Source organism: Pseudomonas viridiflava (assembly GCF_900602065.1).
Lineage (GTDB): Bacteria > Pseudomonadota > Gammaproteobacteria > Pseudomonadales > Pseudomonadaceae > Aquipseudomonas.
In genome coordinates, this window is record NZ_UWFN01000119.1 from 39,961 (window position 1) to 62,187 (window position 22,227).

19 protein-coding genes are annotated in these 22,227 nt (G+C 59.7%); 14 read left to right on the forward strand and 5 right to left on the reverse strand.

Going from position 1 to position 22,227, the window contains the following annotated elements; translation table 11 throughout:
• Window positions 1-172 precede the first annotated feature (172 nt).
• The 7 genes from EE949_RS07815 (at window position 173) to EE949_RS07845 (ending at window position 7,491) form a co-directional block, all read left to right on the forward strand.
• Entirely contained in the window at window positions 173-1,078 is a 906-nt protein-coding gene (locus EE949_RS07815) for an ABC transporter permease (protein WP_099267225.1), read from the forward strand.
• A 16-nt stretch (window positions 1,079-1,094) separates the two neighbouring features.
• Window positions 1,095-2,111, forward strand: coding sequence for an ABC transporter ATP-binding protein (locus tag EE949_RS07820; protein WP_122663790.1), 1,017 nt, complete (start codon window positions 1,095-1,097; stop codon window positions 2,109-2,111).
• On the forward strand, window positions 2,108-3,097 hold the full coding sequence (locus tag EE949_RS07825; protein WP_027902507.1) for an ABC transporter ATP-binding protein: 990 nt from the start codon (window positions 2,108-2,110) through the stop codon (window positions 3,095-3,097). The genes EE949_RS07820 and EE949_RS07825 overlap by 4 nt, the downstream gene beginning before the upstream one ends.
• A complete protein-coding gene (locus EE949_RS07830; RefSeq protein WP_122663791.1) occupies window positions 3,094-4,518 on the forward strand; it encodes a M20 family metallopeptidase in 1,425 nt (474 codons plus the stop codon). The genes EE949_RS07825 and EE949_RS07830 overlap by 4 nt, the downstream gene beginning before the upstream one ends.
• Window positions 4,515-5,669: a M20 family metallopeptidase gene (locus tag EE949_RS07835; RefSeq protein WP_122663792.1), complete on the forward strand. Its 1,155-nt coding sequence runs from the start codon at window positions 4,515-4,517 to the stop codon at window positions 5,667-5,669. The genes EE949_RS07830 and EE949_RS07835 overlap by 4 nt, the downstream gene beginning before the upstream one ends.
• A 110-nt stretch (window positions 5,670-5,779) precedes the next feature.
• Entirely contained in the window at window positions 5,780-6,217 is a 438-nt protein-coding gene (locus EE949_RS07840) for a carboxymuconolactone decarboxylase family protein (RefSeq protein WP_122663793.1), read from the forward strand.
• A gap of 440 nt (window positions 6,218-6,657) precedes the next feature.
• The gene (locus EE949_RS07845) at window positions 6,658-7,491 is read left to right on the forward strand and encodes a PhzF family phenazine biosynthesis protein (RefSeq protein WP_122663794.1); all 834 of its coding nucleotides are present in this window, start codon (window positions 6,658-6,660) and stop codon (window positions 7,489-7,491) included.
• Window position 7,492: 1 nt separating this feature from the next.
• Here EE949_RS07845 and EE949_RS07850 read toward each other — a convergent pair whose 3' ends face one another.
• On the reverse strand, window positions 7,493-8,644 hold the full coding sequence (locus tag EE949_RS07850) for an MFS transporter (RefSeq protein ID WP_122663795.1): 1,152 nt from the start codon (window positions 8,642-8,644) through the stop codon (window positions 7,493-7,495).
• A 558-nt stretch (window positions 8,645-9,202) separates the two neighbouring features.
• Here EE949_RS07850 and rarD point away from each other — a divergent pair.
• Window positions 9,203-10,078: an EamA family transporter RarD gene (gene rarD, locus EE949_RS07855; protein WP_122663796.1), complete on the forward strand. Its 876-nt coding sequence runs from the start codon at window positions 9,203-9,205 to the stop codon at window positions 10,076-10,078.
• On the opposite strand, the gene zapE is transcribed toward rarD, so the two are convergent.
• Window positions 10,079-11,194 (reverse strand): cell division protein ZapE, encoded by a 1,116-nt coding sequence (zapE, locus tag EE949_RS07860; RefSeq protein ID WP_122663797.1) that lies wholly within the window; start codon window positions 11,192-11,194, stop codon window positions 10,079-10,081.
• Window positions 11,195-11,420: 226 nt separating this feature from the next.
• On the opposite strand from zapE, the gene EE949_RS07865 reads away from it, so the two are divergent.
• Window positions 11,421-12,866, forward strand: a complete 1,446-nt coding sequence (locus EE949_RS07865; protein ID WP_122663798.1) for a SulP family inorganic anion transporter — start codon at window positions 11,421-11,423, stop codon at window positions 12,864-12,866.
• 157 nt (window positions 12,867-13,023) lie between these two features.
• On the opposite strand, the gene EE949_RS07870 is transcribed toward EE949_RS07865, so the two are convergent.
• From EE949_RS07870 to EE949_RS07880, 3 genes are all read right to left on the reverse strand, one after another.
• Complete coding sequence (locus EE949_RS07870) at window positions 13,024-13,344, reverse strand: AtuA-related protein (RefSeq protein ID WP_122663799.1); 321 nt, start codon at window positions 13,342-13,344, stop codon at window positions 13,024-13,026.
• A complete protein-coding gene (locus EE949_RS07875; protein WP_122663800.1) occupies window positions 13,341-14,696 on the reverse strand; it encodes an acyclic terpene utilization AtuA family protein in 1,356 nt (451 codons plus the stop codon). The genes EE949_RS07870 and EE949_RS07875 overlap by 4 nt, the downstream gene beginning before the upstream one ends.
• A 148-nt stretch (window positions 14,697-14,844) precedes the next feature.
• Window positions 14,845-16,137, reverse strand: a complete 1,293-nt coding sequence (locus tag EE949_RS07880) for a CitMHS family transporter (protein ID WP_122663801.1) — start codon at window positions 16,135-16,137, stop codon at window positions 14,845-14,847.
• A gap of 143 nt (window positions 16,138-16,280) precedes the next feature.
• Between EE949_RS07880 and EE949_RS07885 the strand changes: the two genes are divergently transcribed.
• The 5 genes from EE949_RS07885 (at window position 16,281) to efeB (ending at window position 22,218) form a co-directional block, all read left to right on the forward strand.
• On the forward strand, window positions 16,281-17,174 hold the full coding sequence (locus EE949_RS07885) for a LysR family transcriptional regulator (RefSeq protein ID WP_122663864.1): 894 nt from the start codon (window positions 16,281-16,283) through the stop codon (window positions 17,172-17,174).
• A 59-nt stretch (window positions 17,175-17,233) separates the two neighbouring features.
• Window positions 17,234-18,397 (forward strand): class C beta-lactamase, encoded by a 1,164-nt coding sequence (gene ampC / locus EE949_RS07890; protein ID WP_122663802.1) that lies wholly within the window; start codon window positions 17,234-17,236, stop codon window positions 18,395-18,397.
• A gap of 256 nt (window positions 18,398-18,653) precedes the next feature.
• Window positions 18,654-19,517, forward strand: coding sequence for an iron uptake transporter permease EfeU (gene efeU, locus EE949_RS07895; protein WP_122663803.1), 864 nt, complete (start codon window positions 18,654-18,656; stop codon window positions 19,515-19,517).
• 8 nt (window positions 19,518-19,525) lie between these two features.
• Complete coding sequence (gene efeO / locus EE949_RS07900; protein ID WP_122663804.1) at window positions 19,526-20,734, forward strand: iron uptake system protein EfeO; 1,209 nt, start codon at window positions 19,526-19,528, stop codon at window positions 20,732-20,734.
• A gap of 167 nt (window positions 20,735-20,901) precedes the next feature.
• Entirely contained in the window at window positions 20,902-22,218 is a 1,317-nt protein-coding gene (gene efeB, locus EE949_RS07905; RefSeq protein ID WP_122663805.1) for an iron uptake transporter deferrochelatase/peroxidase subunit, read from the forward strand.
• Window positions 22,219-22,227 lie beyond the last annotated feature (9 nt).

The window sequence follows — 22,227 nt, forward strand, 5'->3', positions numbered from 1 at the left end:
CCATGAATTCACGCAACTCCATCGGGTTCAACTGGAACTGTAGGAGCGAGCTTGCTCGCGATAGCGTCAGGTCAGGCAACAAATTTTCAGTTGATGAACCGCATCGCGAGCAAGCTCGCTCCTACAGGTCCAGTTACATTCAGATGCATTCCCGCGCTGCCCGGAGGCTCCCATGAGCACACCTGCCGCCCCTCTCGCCATCAACGACTACCTGCCACCCCCCAGCAGCCTCAGCCGGGTGCTGGGCAAAAGCTTTCGCCATCGCGGGTTTGCCATTGGCATGGTGTTGCTGATGATCATCTTCATCGGCGCGCTGTTCGCGCCATGGCTGGCGCCTTACGACCCTTACGTCCAGGACGTGATGCTGCGCATGAAACCGCCAGTCTGGATGGCCAACGGAACATGGGAATACCCGCTGGGTACCGACAAACTTGGCCGTGATTACCTGTCGCGCCTCCTCTACGGCGCGCGTATCTCGCTGTTCATCGGCGTCGCCGCAGCGTTGATTTCAGGCTTTATCGGCACGGTCATGGGTCTGCTGGCCGGTTACTACGGCGGCAAGGTCGACGCTTTTATCAGCTATCTGATTACTACGCGTCTGGCGATGCCGGTGGTGATGGTTGCACTGGCTTCGGCCTCGTTGATGGGCGGCTCATTGAAAGTCGTGATCGTGCTGCTCGGTTGCCTGTTGTGGGATCGCTTTGCAGTCGTCGTCAGGGCTTCGGTGCAGCAGATTCGCGATGCTGAATACGTCGCCTCGGCCCAGGCACTGGGCTGCTCGACCCTGCGTATTCTGGCCAGTGAAATCCTGCCCAATCTGGTTGGCGCGCTGATCGTTGTCGCCACTCTGGAAATGGCCCACGCGATCCTGCTGGAGTCAGCGCTGTCATTCCTCGGTGTCGGCGTGCAACCGCCCACCCCGTCGTGGGGGCTGATGATCGCCGAAGGCAAACCCTACATGTTCTTTTCCCCGTGGGTCATCGCCATTCCCGGCGTCGCCCTGATGATTCTGGTGCTGGGCATCAACCTGGTCGGCGACGGTCTGCGCGACCTGATCCTGCCCGACGGCCGCAACTGATAGAGGAGCCCCGAACATGGCACTACTCCACGTTGAAAACCTGCGCGTCGACATCCCCATGGGCAACAGCCCGACACCGGATGACATGCTGCACGCCGTGCGCGGCCTGGACTTTGAAGTCGAGCGCGGCGAGATGCTGTGCATCGTCGGCGAGTCCGGTTGTGGCAAATCCCTGACGTCGCTGGCGCTGATGGACCTGCTGCCACGCAAGGCCAAACGCACCGCCAGCCGCCTGACCCTGGACGGCATCGACATGTTGACCCAGAGCGAGCGGCGCATGTGCGACCTGCGCGGCAATCGGCTGGCGATGATCTTTCAGGAGCCCATGACCTCGCTGAACCCGGCCTACAGCATTGGCGATCAGCTCAGTGAAGTACTGACCCAGCACCGCAAGGTGTCACGCAAAGACGCTCTGGCCCGCGCTGCGCAGATGCTGGAAAAAGTCGGCATCAGCAACGCCACTGAACGACTCGGTCAGTACCCGCACCAGCTCTCCGGCGGCCTTCGTCAGAGGGTGATCATCGCCATGGCCTTGATGTGCGAACCGGACCTGATCATCGCCGACGAGCCGACGACGGCGCTGGACGTGACGATTCAGGCGCAAATCCTGCGCTTGATCCGCGATATTCAGAAAGAGTTCGGTCTGGCAGTGATTTTCATCACCCATGATCTGGGTCTGGTGGCGCGGATCGCCGACCGTGTCGCGGTGATGTACGCCGGGGAAATCGTCGAAACCGCTCCTGCCCTGCAACTCTTCGAAAACCCGCAGCACCCTTACACCAAGGGCTTGCTGGCGAGCATCCCGATCCCCGGCAAGACCAAACCCGGCGAAGCGCTGGGTTCCATTCCGGGTCTGGTGCCCAGTCTGGTCGGTGAACAACAAGGCTGTGCGTTCCGTAACCGTTGCGGTCAGGCCATTGATGCCTGCGCGCAGAACATTCCCGAAATAATGCGAGATGGCCACATGGCTCGCTGCCTGTTTGCAGCGCCGGGGCCGGAGCCGGTTCGGCAGATGGAGAGTGTACGGTCATGAAAAAGGACATCGCTCTTGAGCTGTGCGACATCCGTCGCGAGTTCCGCATGAACAAAGGCTTCTTCAAAGCCCCCGCCACCCTCAAGGCTGTCGATGGTGTATCACTGCGGCTTATGCGCGGCGAAACACTCGGGCTGGTGGGCGAATCCGGTTGCGGCAAAAGCACCCTGGCGAAAATGCTGCTGGGTCTGTTGCCGCCTACCAGCGGCGATGTACTGGTCAATGGCAAACATCTGGCGGCCACCGATCGCAAGGAGATGTCCCGACATATCCAGCCGATTTTCCAGGACCCGTATTCGTCGCTGAACCCGCGCAAAACACTGCGGGAAATCGTCACCCTGCCGCTGATCGTTCACGGCATCGGCACCACTGCCGAGCGCCGTAAAAAGACTGAAGAAATGCTCGACGTGGTGGGTCTGCCCAAGCGGGTGATCGACAGCTACCCGAGCCAACTGTCGGGCGGCCAGCGCCAGCGAGTAGCGATTGCTCGCGCCTTGATCATGCGCCCAGACGTGCTGATCTGCGACGAACCCACGTCCGCGCTGGACGTTTCGGTGCAGGCGCAGATCCTCAACCTGCTGCAGGATCTCAAACGCGAATTCGGCCTGACCTACCTGCTGATCAGCCACAACCTGGCCGTGATTGAACATCTGGCTGATCGTGTGGCGGTGATGTACCTGGGACGTATCGTTGAAGAGCGCACCCGTGAATCCTTGTTCGCCGAACCCGGCCACCCCTACACCCGCGCCCTGCTGGATTCGGTGCTCACGCCCGACCCACGGCTGGGCATCCCCGACATCGGCCTGCATGGCACCTTCCCCAATCCGATGTCGCCGCCATCTGGTTGCGCATTTCACCCACGCTGCCCGAGCTGTTTCGCGCCCTGCAAGACGGCCTACCCGGCCAATGATTCGATTATCGGCGGCAAAGTACGCTGCCACCTCCACGACAGTCCTGCCCAAACTTTGGAGCTCGTCCACTCATGAGTCGTTCACAGGCCATCAGCTACACCACCGAGCAGTTCGACAACGGCGCATTCCTGTCCCTGCTCGAACGCAGCGTCGCTCTGCACACTGAAAGCCAGATCCCGAATCAGCTGCCAGAGCTTTATCGCTACCTCAACGAATTCATTACGCCCCACGTCGAAGCGCTGGGCTTCAGCGTGCAGATCTACGACAACCCGCTGCCCAAGCGCGGCCCGCTGCTGATCGCCACCCGCATTGAAGACCCGGCATTGCCAACCGTGCTCAGCTACGGCCACGGCGATGTGGTCAACGGCTATGACGCGCAGTGGCGTGAAGGTCTGTCGCCGTGGGAGGTCAAGGTCGACGGTGAGCGCTGGTACGGTCGCGGCACCGCGGACAACAAGGGTCAGCACCTGATCAACCTGACGGCTCTGGAGCAGACACTCAAAGCACGCGACGGCAAGCTGGGCTTCAACGTCAAACTGCTGCTGGAAATGGGCGAAGAAGATGGCTCACCGGGTTTGCGTGCATTCTGCGAAGCGCATCCTGAAGAACTCAAGGCGGACGTTTTCATCGCCTCCGACGGCCCTCGTCTGGCGGCTTCGCGGCCGACGATCTTTCTCGGTTCCAGGGGCGTGTTCAACTTCGAACTGAGCGTCAACCTGCGTGAAGGCGCACACCACTCCGGCAACTGGGGCGGCCTGCTGTCCAACCCCGGTATTATTCTGGCTAACGCCATTGCCAGCATGGTCGATCAACAGGGCCGGGTAAAAATCCCCGCGCTGATGCCCAAGGAAGTGCCCGAAGCCGTGCGCCTGGCGCTGGCGGATATTGAAGTCGGCGGCGGTCCCGGCGACCCGGAAATCGACCCGAACTGGGGTAATCCCGAGTTGACGCTTAGCGAAAAAGTCTTCGGCTGGAACACCCTGGACGTCATCGCCTTCAAGACCGGCAACCCCGACGCGCCGGTGCATGCAATCCCCGGCAAGGCCAATGCCCACTGCCACATCCGTTTTGTGGTGGACAGCGACTACAACACCTTCATCCCGGCCGTTCGCGCGCATCTGGATGCTCACGGTTTCACTCAAGTAGAAGTCAAACAGGGTCGCATCGACATGATGAACGCCACCCGTCTTGACCCGCAAAGCCCGTGGGTCGGCTGGGCGCTGAACTCCCTGGCTGAAACCACCGGCAAAAAACCGGCCCTGCTGCCTAACCTTGGAGGCTCGCTGCCCAATGACGTGTTCGCTGACGTGCTCGGCTTGCCAACGCTCTGGGTGCCGCATTCGTACCCCGCCTGCTCGCAACATGCGCCCAATGAACATTTGCTCGCCCCCGTGGTGAAGGAGAGCCTGCAAATCATGGCCGGGCTGTTCTGGGATCTCGGCAACGACGCTTCGCGATTGACACAAGAGCATCAACAGCGGGAGCAGGCCAAATGAGGGACGCTCGACAGCAGGCGCTGGACTGGCTCGCGGGCCAGGGCGAGGCGATGGAGTCATTGCTGCAACGCATCGTCGACACTGATTCCAACAGCTACGACAAGGCCGGTGTCGATGCCGTCGGCGCACTGCTCGCGGCAGAACTGGAAGCCGACGGCATCCTGCTCGAACGCATGCCCGTGGAGGGCTTTGGCGATGTGATGCTTGCTGAAGTCTCCGGCGCGGCGGGCAAGCCGGTCTTGCTGATGGGCCATCGCGACACAGTCTTTCCCAAAGGCACCACCACAACCCGAGGTTACAGCCGCGACGCCACCCTTGCTTACGGGCCCGGTGTGGCTGACATGAAAGGCGGCCTGGTTCTCAACTGCTTTGCGCTAAAGGCGCTGAAGCGCGCCGGGCAACTGCCCTACCCGGTTCAGGTGTTGTATACCGGCGACGAAGAGATCGGCTCCGGTAGTGCTCGCGGCCATATCGAAACCGCTGCGCGTGCGGCTCGCGCCGTGCTCAACACAGAACCCGGCAGAGCCAGTGGCAACGTGGTCAGCGCTCGTAAAGGCGGTGCCACGTTGATCATCGAAGTCACTGGCCGCGCCGCACATTCGGGGGTCAACCATGCCGACGGTGCCAGCGCCATCGAGGCGCTTGCGCGCAAGATCGTCAAGCTGCATGCCTTGACCGACTATCCAGCGGGCATCACCACCAATGTGGGTCTGATGTCTGGCGGCACGTCGAGCAATACGGTCGCGCCCAGTGCCACGGCGAAGCTGGATGTACGCTTTATCGAGCTCAAACACTGGGATCAAATATTCGAGGCGATTCAGAAGATCGTCGCCGAAGAAGAATTGCCCGGCACCAGCGCTGTGCTCAAAGAGGCTACGACCTTCCTGCCCATGGAAGCGCAGCACAGCACCCGCTTGCTGGCGCTGTATCAGCAGCAGGCGCAAACCTTGGGTTTCAGTGTCGAAGGCGAATTCACAGGTGGTTGTGCCGATTCCGGTTTCACCGCCAGCCTCGGTATTCCGACCCTGTGCGGCCTCGGCCCGGTGGGCGGTAAGGTCCACACTGATCGCGAATACCTGGAACTGGACACCCTCGTGCCCCGCGCCCAGGCATTGGTGGCGACCATTCTGGCCGTGGGTGAAGCCTACTGAGGTAATTGGTCTCTTCGAAACGCCGGGGATTGGCTATCCACACCGCCCGCCCCCGACGTTAAGGTTGGCGCCATCGCCCGATTGGGCATTGCACCTACGAGAGATCCATCATGAACGAACGCATCCAATGGGCCACCGTCGCACCTGAAGCCTACCGCGCCATGGCCGCCCTTGAGGCCGCCGTCGGCAAAACCGGGCTGGAAAGCTCGCTGCTGGAACTGGTCCGCTTGCGCGCCTCGCAAATCAACGGCTGCGCCTTCTGCATCAACATGCACGCCAACGACGCCCGCCGCGCCGGGGAAAAAGAATCGCGCCTGCAAACCGTCAGCGTCTGGCGCGAAACCGCGTTCTTCACGCCTCGGGAAAAAGCCGCACTGGCCTGGGTCGAAGCCATGACGTTGCTGCCCAATCAGCAAGCCTCGCAGGAACAGTACTTGGCCTTGCAAGAGCATTTCAGCGACAGCGAAGTGGTCAACCTCACGCTTGCGATTGCGACCATCAATGCCTGGAACCGCTTTGGTGTCGGGTTCGCGATGGTGCCAGCGTAGCCTGAGCTGAAATACTGTTCCTCTGTGGGAGCGGTGCTTGGTCTGGCTCCCACAGGTTTGCCATGACCTCAGGTCCATGATGAACCTGTGGGAGCCGGGTGGCGTTCCACTTCACTCGGGAAACAGCATTTCAAACCCTACACAGGCTGCAGATGTACCGCCCTCTTCGCGAATGAATTCGCTCCTACCGGGATCTGCGCTTGCAGCCCAACATGCATCACCCCGCGCCTCATTCAACACAATTCCTGTAGGAGCTGCCGAAGGCTGCGAATCTCGGTTTATATGACACACCGCTTCGCAGCCTTCGGCAGCTCCTACGAGGATTGCGCTGTTCATCCATCGATCAAATTTGCAGATGCTTCACATAAGGACTATTGGTTGGAGTACTAACCCGGCTTTGAGGAAACTCACCGGCGCTCTCACTACAGGCTCTTACCAACATGACCAACAACGTTATTAAACTGGCCGCATTCAGCGATGGCGACCAAGGTGGAAACCCGGCAGGCGTGTGGCTTGGGGATTTTTTGCCGGATGAGGCGACGATGCAGCGGATTGCTGCCGAAGTAGGTTTTTCTGAGACTGCGTTTGCTGCCCCCATCCCCGAGGGGTTTCGGGTGCGCTATTTCTCGCCTGAGGCCGAGGTGCCATTCTGCGGTCACGCGACGATTGCCCTTGGTGCCGCGCTGGCCGGTCAACATGGCGACGGTGTTTTTAACCTGACGCTGAATCAGGCAACGATTACCGTTGAAGGCCACGCCCAGGGCGATTTGATTTCGGCAGCCCTGCAATCTCCGCCTACTCACAGCGGGCCCATTGATGAGGCCTTGCTTCATGAAGCGCTGGAGTTGTTCGGCTATGCGCAACACGACCTGGACGCACGCATTCCACCGGCATTGATCAATGGCGGCGCGCAGCATCTGGTGCTGGTGTTGAACAGTCGGGAAAAACTCCGCGCCATGGAATATGACCAGCAGGCCGGGCATGAGCTGATGACCCGTGCCGGCTGGGTCACGGTCCTCCTGGCATATGTGGAGAACCTGCAGTTGTTCCACACCCGTAACCCGTTCGCGTGGGGCGGTGTGTACGAAGACCCCGCCACTGGCGCGGCAACAGCGGCATTCGCCGGTTACCTGCGCGATCTTGAATGGCCTCACGGCGGGCACATCGATATTGTGCAGGGCGAGGACATGGGCAGTCGCTCGCGGATTCGCGCCGAGATTACTGATCAGAAAGGCAGTTCAATCCGGGTTTCCGGCATGGCCCGCAAGCTATAAGTCAGACCTTGAGTCGGGTCCCGCCGATTGCAACACCGACCAGCATCACGGCTACAACCATGAATGCCAGCTCCAGGCTACTGGAGTGGGCGATAAAGCCAATGGCAGCGGGACCGATCAAAATCCCGGCGTAACCCAAGGTGGTCAACGCCGGAACGGCGACGTTTTCCGGCATGCTCTTTTGTCGCCCGAGCGCGCTGTAGCAGACCGGGACGATGTTGGAACAGCCCGCCCCCACCAATGCGTAGCCGAGCAATGCGGCTTGCCATGACGGAATCATGGTTGCCAGCGCCAGCCCTATCGCGGCACAAAGACCACCCAGAATCACTACCTGCCTTGGTCCGACGCGGCGCACCACCCCATCGCCGAACAACCGGCCCATAGTCATGGTCAAGGCGAAGACTGCATAGCCCAACCCCGCGTAAGAGGTTTCCACGCCACGCAACTCACTGAGGAACACTGCGCTCCAGTCCAGCATCGCCCCTTCAGACAGAAAGACCGTGAAGCACAGCAGGCCGAGGAACAGCACCGCGCCCCGCGGAATGGCGAAGGCCGGGCCGTCGGTTTCGCTGCCGTAATTGAGGAAGTGCGGCGCGGCCCTGAGCAAAGCGATCAGTAAAACCGCTACAACGACAAGCATCGAGACCAAAGGCGAAGCGCCCACGCTCAATAACCCTGCAACACCCGCAGCCCCGGCGATGCCGCCCAGGCTGAACAGTCCGTGAAAGCCGGACATCATGGTTTTGCCACTGGCGCGCTCGACGATGATCGCTTGAATATTCACCGCACAATCCAGCGCGCCCATCGCGGCGCCGAAGACAAACAGCACGGCAACCAGTGATGGCAAATGCGAAACCGTGGCTAAAAGCGGCAAGCACAAACAGATGATTGCCGACGAAATCAGCAACACACGGCGACAACCGATACGCGCGGCCAATGCACCGGCAAGGGGCATGGCCACAATCGAGCCGACACCCAGACACAGCAGCAACAAGCCCAACGTGCCCTCATCCAGCCCAACCCGAGCCTTGGCATACGGCACCAATGGCGCCCAGGCAGCAATGGCAAAACCGGCAATGAAAAACGCCACGCGAGTGGAAAATTGTTCCAGTCGTCCCGGCACAACCGGCGCCGGGGTGCTGATAGAAGTCATGCAGGCTCCTTGAAAACGGCGGACCAAAAGGTCCGGTAATGGAGCGCAGACTAACAAAGGTTGGGGGTTAACCAAATGGGTACGGAGGAATGGAAGTCCCAAGGTAGCGCATTCCCCCTGTGGGAGCTGCCCCGGTGTCCCTGACACCACGCTGTCGCGCAGCAAACACGGGACCTGTAGGAGTGAGCTTGCTCGCGATTCAATCTGTTGGTCGATGAATATATTGCCTATGCTGGAGCTATCGCGAGCAAGCTCACTCCTACAGAAAATGCATTACAAATCAGGTAGTTATTTCTTGTTTGATAGGAGCTGGGCTTGGTCTGGACGGCATTCCGACGATAAGACTGGACGCAGTTCACCTGACACTTGAGGTGTTCTTATCGTCGGAATGCCGCCCAGACCAAGCACCGCTCCCACAGGGAAAATGCGTCAGCTTGAGACTTCCATTCGCAAGTTGCCCGCTGGGATCGCGCTCGCTCCAACAGGTTTGCGCAGCTAAACTACGCACCATTTTGAACCGGGCCGCCCTGCAACCGCCCACAACGTAAAGAGGCTGCTGTGTATAAAGGTGTGGTGCTGTCGGTTCTGGCTTCGGTGCTGTTTGGGGTGATGTATTTCTATACATCGCTGCTCAAACCACTGGGCGGCGAAGAGATCTTTGGCTGGCGGATGCTGCTGACGGTGCCGTGCGTGACGGTCTTTCTGCTGCTCAGTGGCGATTGGCACCTGGTCAGAATGATCACTGGACGTATCCGCCATCAACCCACACTGCTGATCGGTATCGCCCTGTGCTCGTTATTGCTGGGCGCGCAATTACTGGTGTTCATGTGGGCACCGCTGCATGGCCGCAGCCTGCAGGTTTCCATGGGTTATTTCCTGCTGCCGCTGACGATGGTCGTCACCGGGCGCATCGTCTATGGCGAGCGGCTGTCGCGTTTGCAGAAGATCGCGGCCTTCTGCGCCATGGTTGGTGTCGCCAACGAGTTGCTTAACCACGGCAGTTTCGCTTGGGAAACCCTGCTGGTCGCGGTCGGTTATCCGCTGTACTTCGTCCTGCGCCGAAAACTGGTCACCGATAACCTAGGCGGTTTGTGGTTCGACATGGCTTTCATGCTGCCGATCAGCGTCTGGTTCATCGTCAACGGCGACGCATCGGTGGTTGAGCAATTTCCGATGCTGTATGTGCTGATTCCAGTGCTTGGCCTGATCAGCGCCTCGGCACTGGTCAGCTACATCGTTGCCAGCCGCCTGCTGCCATTCAGCCTGTTTGGCTTGCTCAGCTACGTCGAGCCGGTATTGCTGGTGGGCGTCGCGCTGCTGCTGGGCGAAAGCATCAAGCGCGATGAATGGATGACCTACTTGCCCATCTGGCTGGCGGTGCTGGTGCTGATTTTCGAAGGCTGCAAACACGTGCTGGCGCAGCGCCGGACCTGATTACTGAATGAAGCGCTCCAGTTGCATCTCCTGAAGTCGGCTCAGGGTGCGACGGAAGGCGAACGACAGATAGCCTTGGGTGTACAGCTCATGCATGGGCACCGCCGCATCGACATATAAAGGCACGCGACGGTCATAACATTCGTCCACCAGCGCAATGAAGCGTCGAACCCCGTCATCGTGGGGCGACAATTGCGGCAACTCACGATCCCCAGCCACCACCTGTTCGACTGCATCTTCGGTACCACGGGCGATTTTCGCTTCCCGCTGCGGCGCACTCAGGGCCGGAACTTCGCTGAGCAGTAGCGTCGAGAACCGGTCGCACAGCTCAATGAAATCCATGGCGGCCAACGGTTGTTCGCACAAATCAACGTAGCGGCACCACAACACGGAGTCGCTGTGCTTGATGCTGGTGATGCTGCGATGTCCCACAGGCACCGCGCCACTGGACACCGTTTCGTCGCCCTTGAGCGTCTCGAATACGGCAGCCAGCTCACTGTTCTGCCCCGGCTCGGTAACGAAATATCGCTGATGCAGCAGCCCCGGATGCAAGCGGTGGTCTTCGCCGCCATCTACCGTGACGACTTGCATGTAACGCTGAATAGCGGCAATGGCGGGCAGAAATCGCTCGCGGTTATGACCATGGCTGTACAACTGCTCGGGCGGCTGGTTGGAGGTGCAGACCAGCACCACGCCTGCTTCAAACATCGCTTGCAGCAACCCGCCAAGAATCACCGCGTCGCCAATATCCGTGACGAACAATTCGTCGAAACACATCACCCGCACATCACGCCCCAGCTCTTGGGCCACGACCTTGAGCGGGTTGGAGGTGCCGATCAGTTCGAACATGCGCTTGTGCACCCAGCGCATGAAGTGATGAAAATGCTGACGCCGTGCCGGAACGCTGAGGCTTTCGAAAAAACGATCCATCAACCAGGTTTTGCCCCGCCCCACCGGGCCCCACAGGTACACGCCCTGCGCCGATGTCGGGTTGTCGTTCAGCGCCTGAAAACACGCCTGCAGCTTTTGAACGGCATGCAACTGCGCGGCGTCCGGCTGAAAACCCAACTGCTCGACGGCCCGCTCGTAGGCCTGCAACGGTGAAACGGCATTCATGGGTAGCGCATCGCTCGGTTGAGTGAGGGGGTGCAAAGCATATACGAACGCTGACACAACCTGTAGGAGCTGCCGAAGGCTGCGAAAGCGTCATATCTGACACACCGCCGTTCGCAGCCTTCGGCAGCTCCTACAAGTTTTCTGTCGCATTCGTTAGCACCCACCAGCCACATTCAGTAACATCCCCTCTTTTTGCTTTCCCGGCATTGCCCCTTTCAGGTACCCCATGAAACCAGCCCGTATACGCGCCGATGTCCTGGCCGGACTCACCACATCCTTTGCTCTGGTGCCCGAGTGCATCGCCTTTGCTTTGGTTGCCCACCTCAACCCGCTGATGGGCCTGTATGGCGCGTTCATCATCTGCACCCTGACTGCCTTGTTCGGTGGGCGGCCAGGAATGATTTCCGGGGCAGCGGGTTCCATGGCAGTTGTGATCGTCGCGCTGGTGGTGCAACACGGTGTGCAGTACCTGCTGGCGACGGTGTTGCTGGGCGGATTGATCATGATCCTGTTCGGCGTGCTGCGCCTGGGCAAGCTGGTGCGCATGGTGCCGTATTCGGTGATGCTCGGGTTCGTCAACGGCCTGGCGATTGTGATTGCCATGGCTCAGCTCGAACATTTCAAAGTCGGTGACGCCTGGCTCACGGGCCAACCGCTGTACCTGATGATGGGCCTGGTGGCACTGACCATGGCGATTGTTTACCTGCTGCCCCGCCTGACCAAAGCGATACCGCCTGCGCTGATTGCGATTCTGGGCGTCGGTTTGCTGGTTTATCTGCTCGATCTGCCCACCCACACTCTCGGCGACATGGCGCACATTGCCGGTGGTCTGCCGAGCCTCGCATTGCCGGAAGTGCCGTGGGATCTGGAGACCCTGCGCATCATCGCGCCTTACGCAATTCTGATGGCGCTGGTCGGCCTGCTGGAAACCCTGCTGACCCTCAACCTGACCGATGAAATCACCGAGAGCCGTGGCTTTCCGGACCGTGAATGCGTGGCGCTGGGCGTGGCCAATATGGCGTCTGGCGTGTGCGGCGGCATGGGCGGTTGCGCGATGATTGGCCAGACCGTGATCAACCTCAGCTCCGGCGGCCGGGGTCGTTTATCCGGCGTGGTCGCGGGCTTGATGATTTTGATGTTCGTGCTGTTCCTGTCGCCTTTGATTGAAGAAATCCCGCTGGCGGCGCTGGTCGGCGTTATGTTCGTCGTGGCCCAGCAAACCTTCGCCTGGGCGTCGTTGCGCGTGCTGCACAAGGTGCCGGTCAACGACGTGCTGGCGATCATCGCCGTGACCATCGTGACGGTGTTGACCGATCTGGCCACGGCAGTGATGTTCGGCATCGTTATCGCAGCGCTTAACTTTGCCTGGCAGCAGGCCAGAGAGCTGTACGCGGATACGCATCTGGAAGCTGACGGCAGCAAGGTTTACACCCTGCACGGCACGTTGTTTTTTGCTTCTACTACGCGCTTTCTCAATCAGTTCAACCCGGCAGAAGACCCAGCTCAAGTCACTCTGGACTGCCAACATCTGAGCTTTGTCGATTACTCGGCGGTATCAGCATTGCAGACCTTGCGCGAACGGTATACCAAGGCGGGCAAGCATCTGCGGGTGGTGCATTTGTCGAACCGTTGCAAGCAGTTGCTCAAGCGGACCGATGTGCAGCATGGGTGATGAACAGGTAGGACCGAATTTATTCGGGAAGGCGGCATTCCAGACGATACACAGCCTGCGGATGTACCGGCCTCTTCGCGAATGAATTCGCTCCCACCGGTAATCTGGGCAAGACGCAGAACCTGTGGGACCGAATTCACTCAGGGCACCCAATCCGCTAAACCTCAATATCCAGCAACGCCGCGCCCAGCGCCTTGCCGTGGGCATCCAGCGCCAGCGAACGGGTGACGCCGCCGCGCAGGATGCCGGGCAGGACGAAGTTCAGGGCATGAACATTGGGCAATTCATAGCGGCGCACCGGGCCTGCCTTCGGGTCCAGCAGCTCGGCAAAATACGCGGCGACACGCTGCGCGGTTAACACTTCACACAAGCGTGAATAGTCTTCAGCGCGATAGGCAATCACCGAGATATTCGAGGTATCGCCTTTGTCGCCGGTTCGGGAATGGGCGAGTTCGCGCAGTTTTACAGGGCGGCTCATGATGCATCCTCCAGATGTACAACAGCTGTCACCGCCGAACGCGGCACAAACAACGACGCGACCGCCACAACCTGACGCAAGCCTTTGGTGGCCCCGCCGCCGCCATAGGGGCCGTTGGTGTAGAGGGTTTCCACTTCGTTGCCAACCCTCACGGCCTGAGCCTTGTCGGTACAACGTGCCGCCACGCGCAGGCGCACCTCCCAAGGTTCAGCCGCAGTGCGTGAACCCAGCTCATCGCCGTGCAACGAGTCCACCCCCATCAGTTCGGCGCGAATGTCCTCATAGCTGACGCCGGTCAGTTTCAGACGCTCCAGCACCACATCCCGCGCCAGCCTGGCTCGCGCCAAAGCGCCTGGGCCGCCATAGGAAATCTGCCCTTCGCCGATCCAGCCGTCGAGAAAGCCCACTGACACCTTCAACGTTTCAGGACGCGCACGTCCGTCAGCACCGCTGACCCTAACCCGATCAGGCCCCTCAACCTCAAACCCGACGGCCGAAAAATCAGCGCAGACGTCCGGCGTCAGGTACGCCGCAGGATCATGCACCTCGTAGATAAGCTGCTCGGTGCAGGTCGCGGTATCGATACGGCCACCCGAGCCCGAAACCTTACTGATCACCGCCGAACCAGAGGCATCCACCTCGGCCAGCGGGAAGCCCAGACGCGCCAGCCCCGACACGTCCTTGTAGCCAGGATCAGCAAAATACCCGCCGCTGATCTGCCCCGCGCATTCAAGTAAATGACCAATAACAGTGCCACGCCCCAGCAATGCCCAGTCATCTGCCGCCCAGCCAAACTCAAATAGCTGAGGTGCGAGGAATAACGACGGATCAGCGACCCGCCCCGTGATCACCACATCGGCATCGGCCCGCAAGGCCTCGACAATCCCTTCGGCCCCCATGTAAGCGTTGGCAGAAATCAACCGCTCACCCAGAGCGCCAAGCGTTGCGCCGTTGTCCAGCAACTGTTGCGGGTCGGCCTGCAACGCAGGCAGCACGTCATCCCCGGTCACAGCCGCGACTTTCAGACCGTGCAGCCCCAGCTCGGCAGCAATCCGCCGCACCTCGCGTGCCGCTGCCAACGGATTGGCAGCGCCCATGTTGGTGATCACTCTTAAACGCCGCGCAGAACCCGTCCCCACGAACGGCAGCACACGACGCATGCGCTCACTGAGCAACGGATCGTAGCCAGTCTCGGGATCTGCCAATCGGGCCTGTTGCGCCAAGGCGATGGTGCGCTCGGCCAGACATTCAAAGACCAGATAATCCAGATCACCGTGTTCGGCCAGTTCGACAGCAGGCTCGATACGGTCGCCGGAATAACCGGCCCCGGAGCCAATGCGTAAGGTTTTCATCTCGGTACTCCTCTCAAACAAAAGCTGATTGTTTGAATTGAAAATGCATTTCTGTAGGAGCTGCCGAAGGCTGCGAAGCATTCATCCAGGCACACCGCCATCGCAGCCTTCGGCAGCTCCTACAAGTTCGGTGTTTGCTGTTCGGCAGTCAGAACACACCCAGCAGCAGCGCCGTCAGGGTCATCAGCACCGAGGCGGCGAACAGGAAAGGAATGGTGAAGCGCTGGTGATCGGCCAGTTCGATCTTGCACAGGCCCACCAGCAGAAAAGTCGCCGGAGTCAGCGGGCTGACCGGGAAGCCAGTGGTGTGTACGCCAAGCAGTGAAGCCTGAGCCACTTGCAGCGGATCGACGCCCAGCGCTTTACCGACCTCGGCAATGACCGGCATGACGCCGAAATAGAACGAATCCGGATCGAACAACATACTCAGCGGCATGGAGATAAAGCCCACCACCATCGGAATCAACTTGCCGTGACCTGCGGGAATCTGCGCCACGGCCACTTCGGCCATGGCCTTGAGCATGCCGGTGCCTTGCATGATGCCGGTAAATACACCGGCCGCCAGGAGGATGCTGGCCATGGTCAGGGCCGTCTTGGCATGGGCATCGATACGAGCGCGCTGAGCGTCGACATTCGGGTAGTTGATGCATAGCGCGACGACGGTGCCGAGCATGAACATCACCACCGGATCAACCAGGCCGGAAATCATCACGCCCATGACGGCAATGGTCAGGATCAGGTTGAGCCAGAACAGACGTGGCCGACGCAGAACCTCTTCGTGGTCGGCCAGCACCCGCTTTGGCACGACGTCCACTGTGGCTCCAGCGCCCAGACCAAGGCGTTTCTCTTCACGACGACCGAGCATAAAGGCACAGAAAAATACGAAAGCCAGACCGACCAGTTGCACCGGAATCAGCGGCTGGAACAAATCCGCAACCGGCACATGCAAGGCTGCCGAGGAGCGCAACACCGGGCCGGTCCACGGTAGAAAGTTGACCCCGGCGGCCATAGCTGTCACGCAGGCCAGAATACGTTTGTCCATGCCCAGCCGCGTATACAGCGGCAGCATCGCCGGGATGGTCACCAGAAAAGTCACCGCTCCCGAGCCGTCCAGATGGACCAGCAGCGCCAACAACGCGGTGCCCATCACAATGCGCGTCGGGCGCGTGCCAACGGTACGCAGGATGCGGTCGATGATCGGGTCGAGCATGCCCGCGTCAGTCATCACCCCGAAGAACAGAATCGCGAACACGAACATCCCCACCACAGGCGCGACGTTCTTGATGCCGGTGATGATGAAGCCACTGGTTTGCAGACCGAAACCGCCGATCAGTGCAGCAATAATTGGCAAAGCGATCAGTGCGACGAGGGGTGACAGGCGTTTGCTCATGACGGCAGCGAGCAGACAGAGAATCGTAATGACACCGAGAGTGGCGAGCATAGGTACTTCCTGTTCGTCATCCTGTCCGCTGGCGCGGCGGATGAGCTGTTGTTGTTTTCAGCGAGTATTGAAAACACAGGTAAGCTTTGTAAATTGAAATGTTCGGCATCCTGCATTCGGAAAAACAAAATGAAGCGATCAAGATGAAGAATTCGATTCAGCACATCCGCGCCTTTCTCGCCGTGGCCCATAGCGGCAGTTTTGCCAAGGCCGCTGTAGAGTTGAACCTGAGTCCGTCTGCGCTCACCGTGCAGATTCAGCAACTCGAAGACTGGCTCGGCGTGCCGCTACTGGAGCGCAGCCCGCGCCACGTAAGCCTGACAGCCGCCGGGCAAAGCAACCTGATGCCGATGGAAAAGCTGCTGCTGGACCTGGACAACATTGTCAGCGGCTCGCGCGATCTGGCGGCATTGCGCCGCGGCGTGGTGACTATCGCCGCCCTGCCCTCCATGTGCTCCAGCACCTTGCCGCCGGTGCTGCGTCTGTTTCGGGAACAATTCCCCGGCGTCGAAGTACGCTTGCGCGACGTGGTAGCGCAACGCATCGACGCGCTGGTACGCGAAGGCGAGGTGGATTTCGGTCTGGGGGTACGCGCGCGCATGGCTCACGGCCTGGAGTTCGAAGTGGTGCTGACCGACCGTTTGTGCCTGTTCGTGCCTGCCGGTCATCCGCTGTCCATGAAGGCATCGATCAAACTTGATGAGCTTGCCGATCAGCCGATTATTTTGACCGGCCGCGACAGCAGCGTGCGTGAACGGGTCGAGCAGTTATTCGCCGATGAACACCTGACGCTAATGCCCGGCCTGGAGGCCAATTACATGTCCACGGTGCTGGCGCTGGTTCGGCAAGGCCTGGGCATGACGCTACTGCCGGAGTCAGCGAATGAAGGGCGGGATGATATGGTTTGCGTGCCCGTTGACCACCCTGGTGTGAGTCGCGACATCGGTTTGATCACCCGAAGCGGTCAGGGTTTAAGCCCGGCGGCACGGCAGTTTATTGAGCTTTTGGGAAATACCTTGCGACAGAACGTTTATTGAGGACGCGACGTCCAAACAAATATTTTCCGCGCTCTGAATGGAATCCAAGGAATCTCTTGATGCGTCTGATGACTCAATCGTTGCTGTTCGCGTGCAGCCTTTCGTTCACTTACCTGGCAAGCGCTGCTCAGGCAAAACAAGATAGTGATGCGGCAAACCTTGAGGCTTCCGTGCGTAAAGCGGCCGCGCAAGTCATGCAGCAATACAACATTCCCGGCATGAGCATCGCCGTCACGTCCAATGGGCAACAGCATTTCTACAACTACGGCGTCGCCTCCAAAGACACCCGCCAGGCAGTGAGCAGCGACACGTTGTTCGAGCTCGGCTCTATCAGCAAGACCCTCACTGCAACCTTAGCCAGTTACGCGCAGGCGACGGGCAAGCTGTCGCTGGAGAATCATCCGGGCCAATACCTGCCGCCACTCAAAGGCAGCGCCTTCGACCAGGTCACCCTGATCAACCTCGCTACGCACACAGCGGGCGGTTTTCCGTTGCAGGTGCCGGATGAGGTGCAGAACACCGAACAATTGATGAGCTACCTGAAAACCTGGAAACCGCAGTACCCGGCGGGCAGCAAACGCACCTACGCCAACCCAAGCATCGGCATGCTGGGGATGATCACCGCCAAGGCGATGGAAATGCCATTCGAACAGGCCATGGAGCAACATCTGTTTCCGAAGCTCGGCCTCAGCAACAGCTATCTGAATGTGCCTGCCGACAAGATGAAGTTATACGCGCAGGGCTACAACAAACAGGACGCGCCGGTCCGCTTGCAGAGCGGCGTGCTGGGCGATGAAGCCTACGGGATGAAATCCAGCAGCAAGGATTTGCTGCGTTTCGTTGAGCTGAACATCAACCCTGACAAGGCAGACAGTGCATTAGCCAAGGCGATTACTGATACGCATGTGGGTCATTTCAAAGTCGGTGAAATGACTCAGGACCTTATCTGGGAACAGTATCCCTACCCGGTCAGTCTGGAAACGTTGCAGGCAGGTAACTCGAACAAAATGGCTTTCGAAACCCAACCTGCCAGCCCGATCAGTCCGCCGCTCGAACCGCAGCAAAACGTCTGGATCAACAAGACCGGCTCCACCAATGGCTATGGCGGCTATGTGGCGTTCGTTCCGCAGAAGAAGATCGGCATAGTGATTCTGGCCAACAAGAACTACCCGAATGAAGCGCGGGTGAAGTTGGCGCATGAGATTTTGCAGGGACTGAATTAACCACTTTATCCCTGTAGGAGCTGCCGAAGGCTGCGATTGATTTTACCTGACACACCTATTCGCAGCCTTCGGCAGCTCCTACAGACGTCTCCCCCGCCTGAACCCCACCTGAACAAACAGCTCAAATACGAACCAGCACAAAAAAACAACTATCTGCATTCAATAATGAGTATCATTATGTTACGCATTGTTTCAGGCGTAGCGCTCATTTGCCGCCTTTGAGACAGACCAGCCTAACGCATTAACCTGGTGAAACATGCTCGTTCCTTTTTTGATCATGCTGCGCGAAGGGATTGAAGCCGCGCTTATCGTTGGCATCATCGCCAGTTACCTGAAGCAGACCGGCCGTGGCGAGTGGATGCCCGCCGTGTGGATCGGTGTCTTCCTGGCCGTGGCTCTGGCGCTGTTTGTCGGGGGTGGCCTGGAACTGGTCAGTGCTGAATTCCCGCAAAAACAACAGGAGTTGTTCGAAGGCATCGTCGGTCTTTTAGCCGTGGCGATCCTCAGCTCCATGGTGTTCTGGATGCGCAAAGTGGCGCGTTCCATCAAGCATGCACTGCACGAATCTCTCGACGCCGCACTCGCAGGCTCGAAAAATCAGACCTACGCGCTGATTGCCATGGTGTTCTTCGCCGTGGCCCGCGAAGGGCTGGAAACAGTGTTCTTCCTGCTGGCGGTTTTCCAGCAAAGTGAAGGTGCAGGCGCACCACTGGGTGCCCTGCTCGGACTGATTCTCGCGGTTGCCGTGGGCTTCGCCATCTACAGCGGCAGCATGCGCTTGAACCTGAGCCTGTTCTTCCGCTGGACCGGGCTGTTCATCCTTGTGGTGGCAGCAGGTATTTTGGCCAACTCGGTGCAGGCGCTGCATGAAGCCGGGGTCTGGAATCACCTGCAAACCGTGGTCTTCGACATCAGCGCAACGTTGCCGATGGATGGCCCAACCGGCTCGGTACTGGCGGGCATGTTCGGTTATCAGGATGCGCCGACCGTCAGCACCCTCAGTGCCTACCTGATTTATCTGGTCTTCGCGCTGGCGCTGTTCTTCATGCCCCATGCCCGGGTAGTGAGTTTGCCCACCCGGCCGGCGCATTCGCACCCCTCTTCCGCTACAAACGAATAAGGCAACTCATGTCGAATCGTCATACAGGGCTTTCAGATAAAGCCAAGCCACCCCGCGCCTTGAAATTGGCTGTCGCAGGCTCCGTGGTGCTCATGATCGCCGCCGGAGGGCTGTTTTATTACGCCTCACAGACCGCCATGAAAAAGCGCGCCGCCAATAACAACGCGGAAACCGTGGTCACCATTCATGCCCATGCCTGCGAGCCGAATGCCCTCACTGTACCGGCTGGCAAGAACGCCTTCCGTATCGTCAACCGCTCCGAACGGGCCGTTGAATGGGAAATTCTTGACGGCGTGCTGGTGGTGGAAGAACGGGAAAACATCGCCCCGGGCCTGAGCCAGGTCATCAACGCCAACCTGCAACCCGGCGATTACGCCATCACTTGCGGTCTGCTGAGCAACCCGCGAGGCACGCTGCACGTAACCCCCACCGCAGAGTCGGAAGCCAACGCCAAGGCGCGCCCATCGATGGTGGCTTTTATCGGCCCGTTGTCGGAGTACCGGGTCTACCTGAGCATGCAGAGCTCCGCGCTGATCAAGGCCGTGAACGCCTTGCAGGAGGCCATCGCGGCCGGCGATCTCACCGCAGCTCAGGCTGCTTACCTTCCGGCCCGCGCTGCTTATCAGCGTATTGCCCCAGCAGCGCAACGCCTGGCCGAACTGGACAACGCCATCAATGCGCGTGCCGACTATTACGAAAAGCGTGAGCAGGACGCCGGTTTCAGCGGCTTCCATCGCATCGAGTACGGCCTGTTCGACAACCACAGCGTGGATGGGCTGCTCCCCGTCGCGCAGCGTCTGCAAACCGATGTCACTACGCTCAAGCAGCAGTTGCTGGCGCAGAGCATGGCCCCGGAACAACTGGCCAGCGTCGTCGCCCGCAACATGCGCAGCCTCGCCGAAATCCGCAGCAACGGCGAAGAAGAACGCTACAGCCACAGCGACCTGAACGGCTTTGTCGCCAACCTTGAAGGCACCCGCAAAGTCATCGACCTGCTGCGTCCGATGCTTGCCAAAAGCGCCCAGCCGCTGCTGACCCGGATCGATGCAGCCACCGCTGCGCTGGATACCGAATTGAATGGGCTGAGTACTGACAGCGGCATGCGTCCGTACGATCAGGTGGATGCCATGCAGCGCAAGTTGATTGCCGAAAAAGCCAAGGCGCTGGCGGATGCGCTCGACGGGATAGACCAGGCGCTGGGGCTTTCGGGGCTTTGATTGCCTGGTATTCCAATCATACGAATTGGAATGCATTCCTGTGGGAGCGGTGCTTGCCCGCGATAAGGGCGACGCGACCTAAAGTGAACCGCGTCAAGCTTATCGCGGGCAAGCACCGCTCCCACAGGTATCCACCAAACAACTGATTTCGAGAAAGACGATTAGCCATGAACGACTCAGACAACAGCAACGCCCCGCAATCCGTACAACGCCGTCGCGTGCTGCTCGGCCTCGGCGCTGCCGGTGCGGCATTGGCGGGCAGCAGCCTGAGCGGCAACGTATTGGCCGCGGCTCCGGCCCAAGTCACCGAAGCACCGAACAGCGAAAAGACTGCTGACCACAATGAATTCCATGGCATTCACCAGACCGGGATCGTCAATCCGCGCCCTGCGTCCGGCATGCTGGTGGCCTTCGATGTGCTGGCCGCTGACCGCGAAGATCTGGAGCGTCTGTTTCGCACACTGAACGAGCGCATCAGCTTCCTGATGACCGGCGGAACGGTACCGCAGGTCGATCCGAAGTTGCCGCCGGTAGATTCCGGCATCCTCGGCCCGGTGGTCAGCCCGGATAACCTGACCATCACCGTGTCAGTGGGCGACTCGCTGTTCGACGAGCGCTTTGGCCTGGAAAGCGTCAAGCCCAAGCGTCTGAGCCGCATGGTGGGTTTCCCCAACGATGCACTGGAAGCAGACAGCTGCCACGGCGACTTGAGCATTCAGTTCTGCGCCAACAGTGCCGACAGCAATATCCACGCCCTGCGCGACATCGTGAAAAACCTGCCAGACCTGCTGCTGGTGCGCTGGAAACAGGAAGGCACCGTGCCGCCGCAAGCGCCGAAAAAAACCGGCCAGCCACCGGAAAGCGCCCGTAACTTCCTCGGTTTCCGCGACGGTTCGGCCAACCCGGACTCCAACAACCAGAAGACCATGAACGAACTAGTCTGGGTGCAGCCGGGCAGCGACGAACCGGCCTGGGCCGTGAATGGCAGCTACCAGGCGGTGCGGATCATCCGCAATTTCGTCGAGCGCTGGGACCGCACCCCGCTGCAGGAACAGGAAGCCATTTTTGGCCGGGTCAAAACCACCGGCGCGCCTATGGACGGCAAGGTTGAAACCGACGTGCCGGACTACGTTGCCGACCCTCACGGCAAGAAAACCAAACTGGATTCGCACATCCGCCTGGCCAACCCGCGCACGGCTGAAAGCCAGCGCAACCTGATTCTGCGCCGGCCGTTCAACTACTCCAACGGCGTCAACAAGAACGGTCAGCTCGACATGGGCCTGCTGTTCATCTGTTACCAGTCCGATCTCGAAAAAGGCTTCATCACCGTACAGACCCGCCTCAATGGCGAGCCTCTGGAGGAGTACCTCAAGCCGGTTGGCGGCGGCTACTTCTTCACCTTGCCCGGCGTGGTCAATGACCAGGACTTCATCGGTCGTTCACTGCTTCAGGCTTCGGCCAGGTCCGAGACCAAAACCGCGTAATCGCTCCCC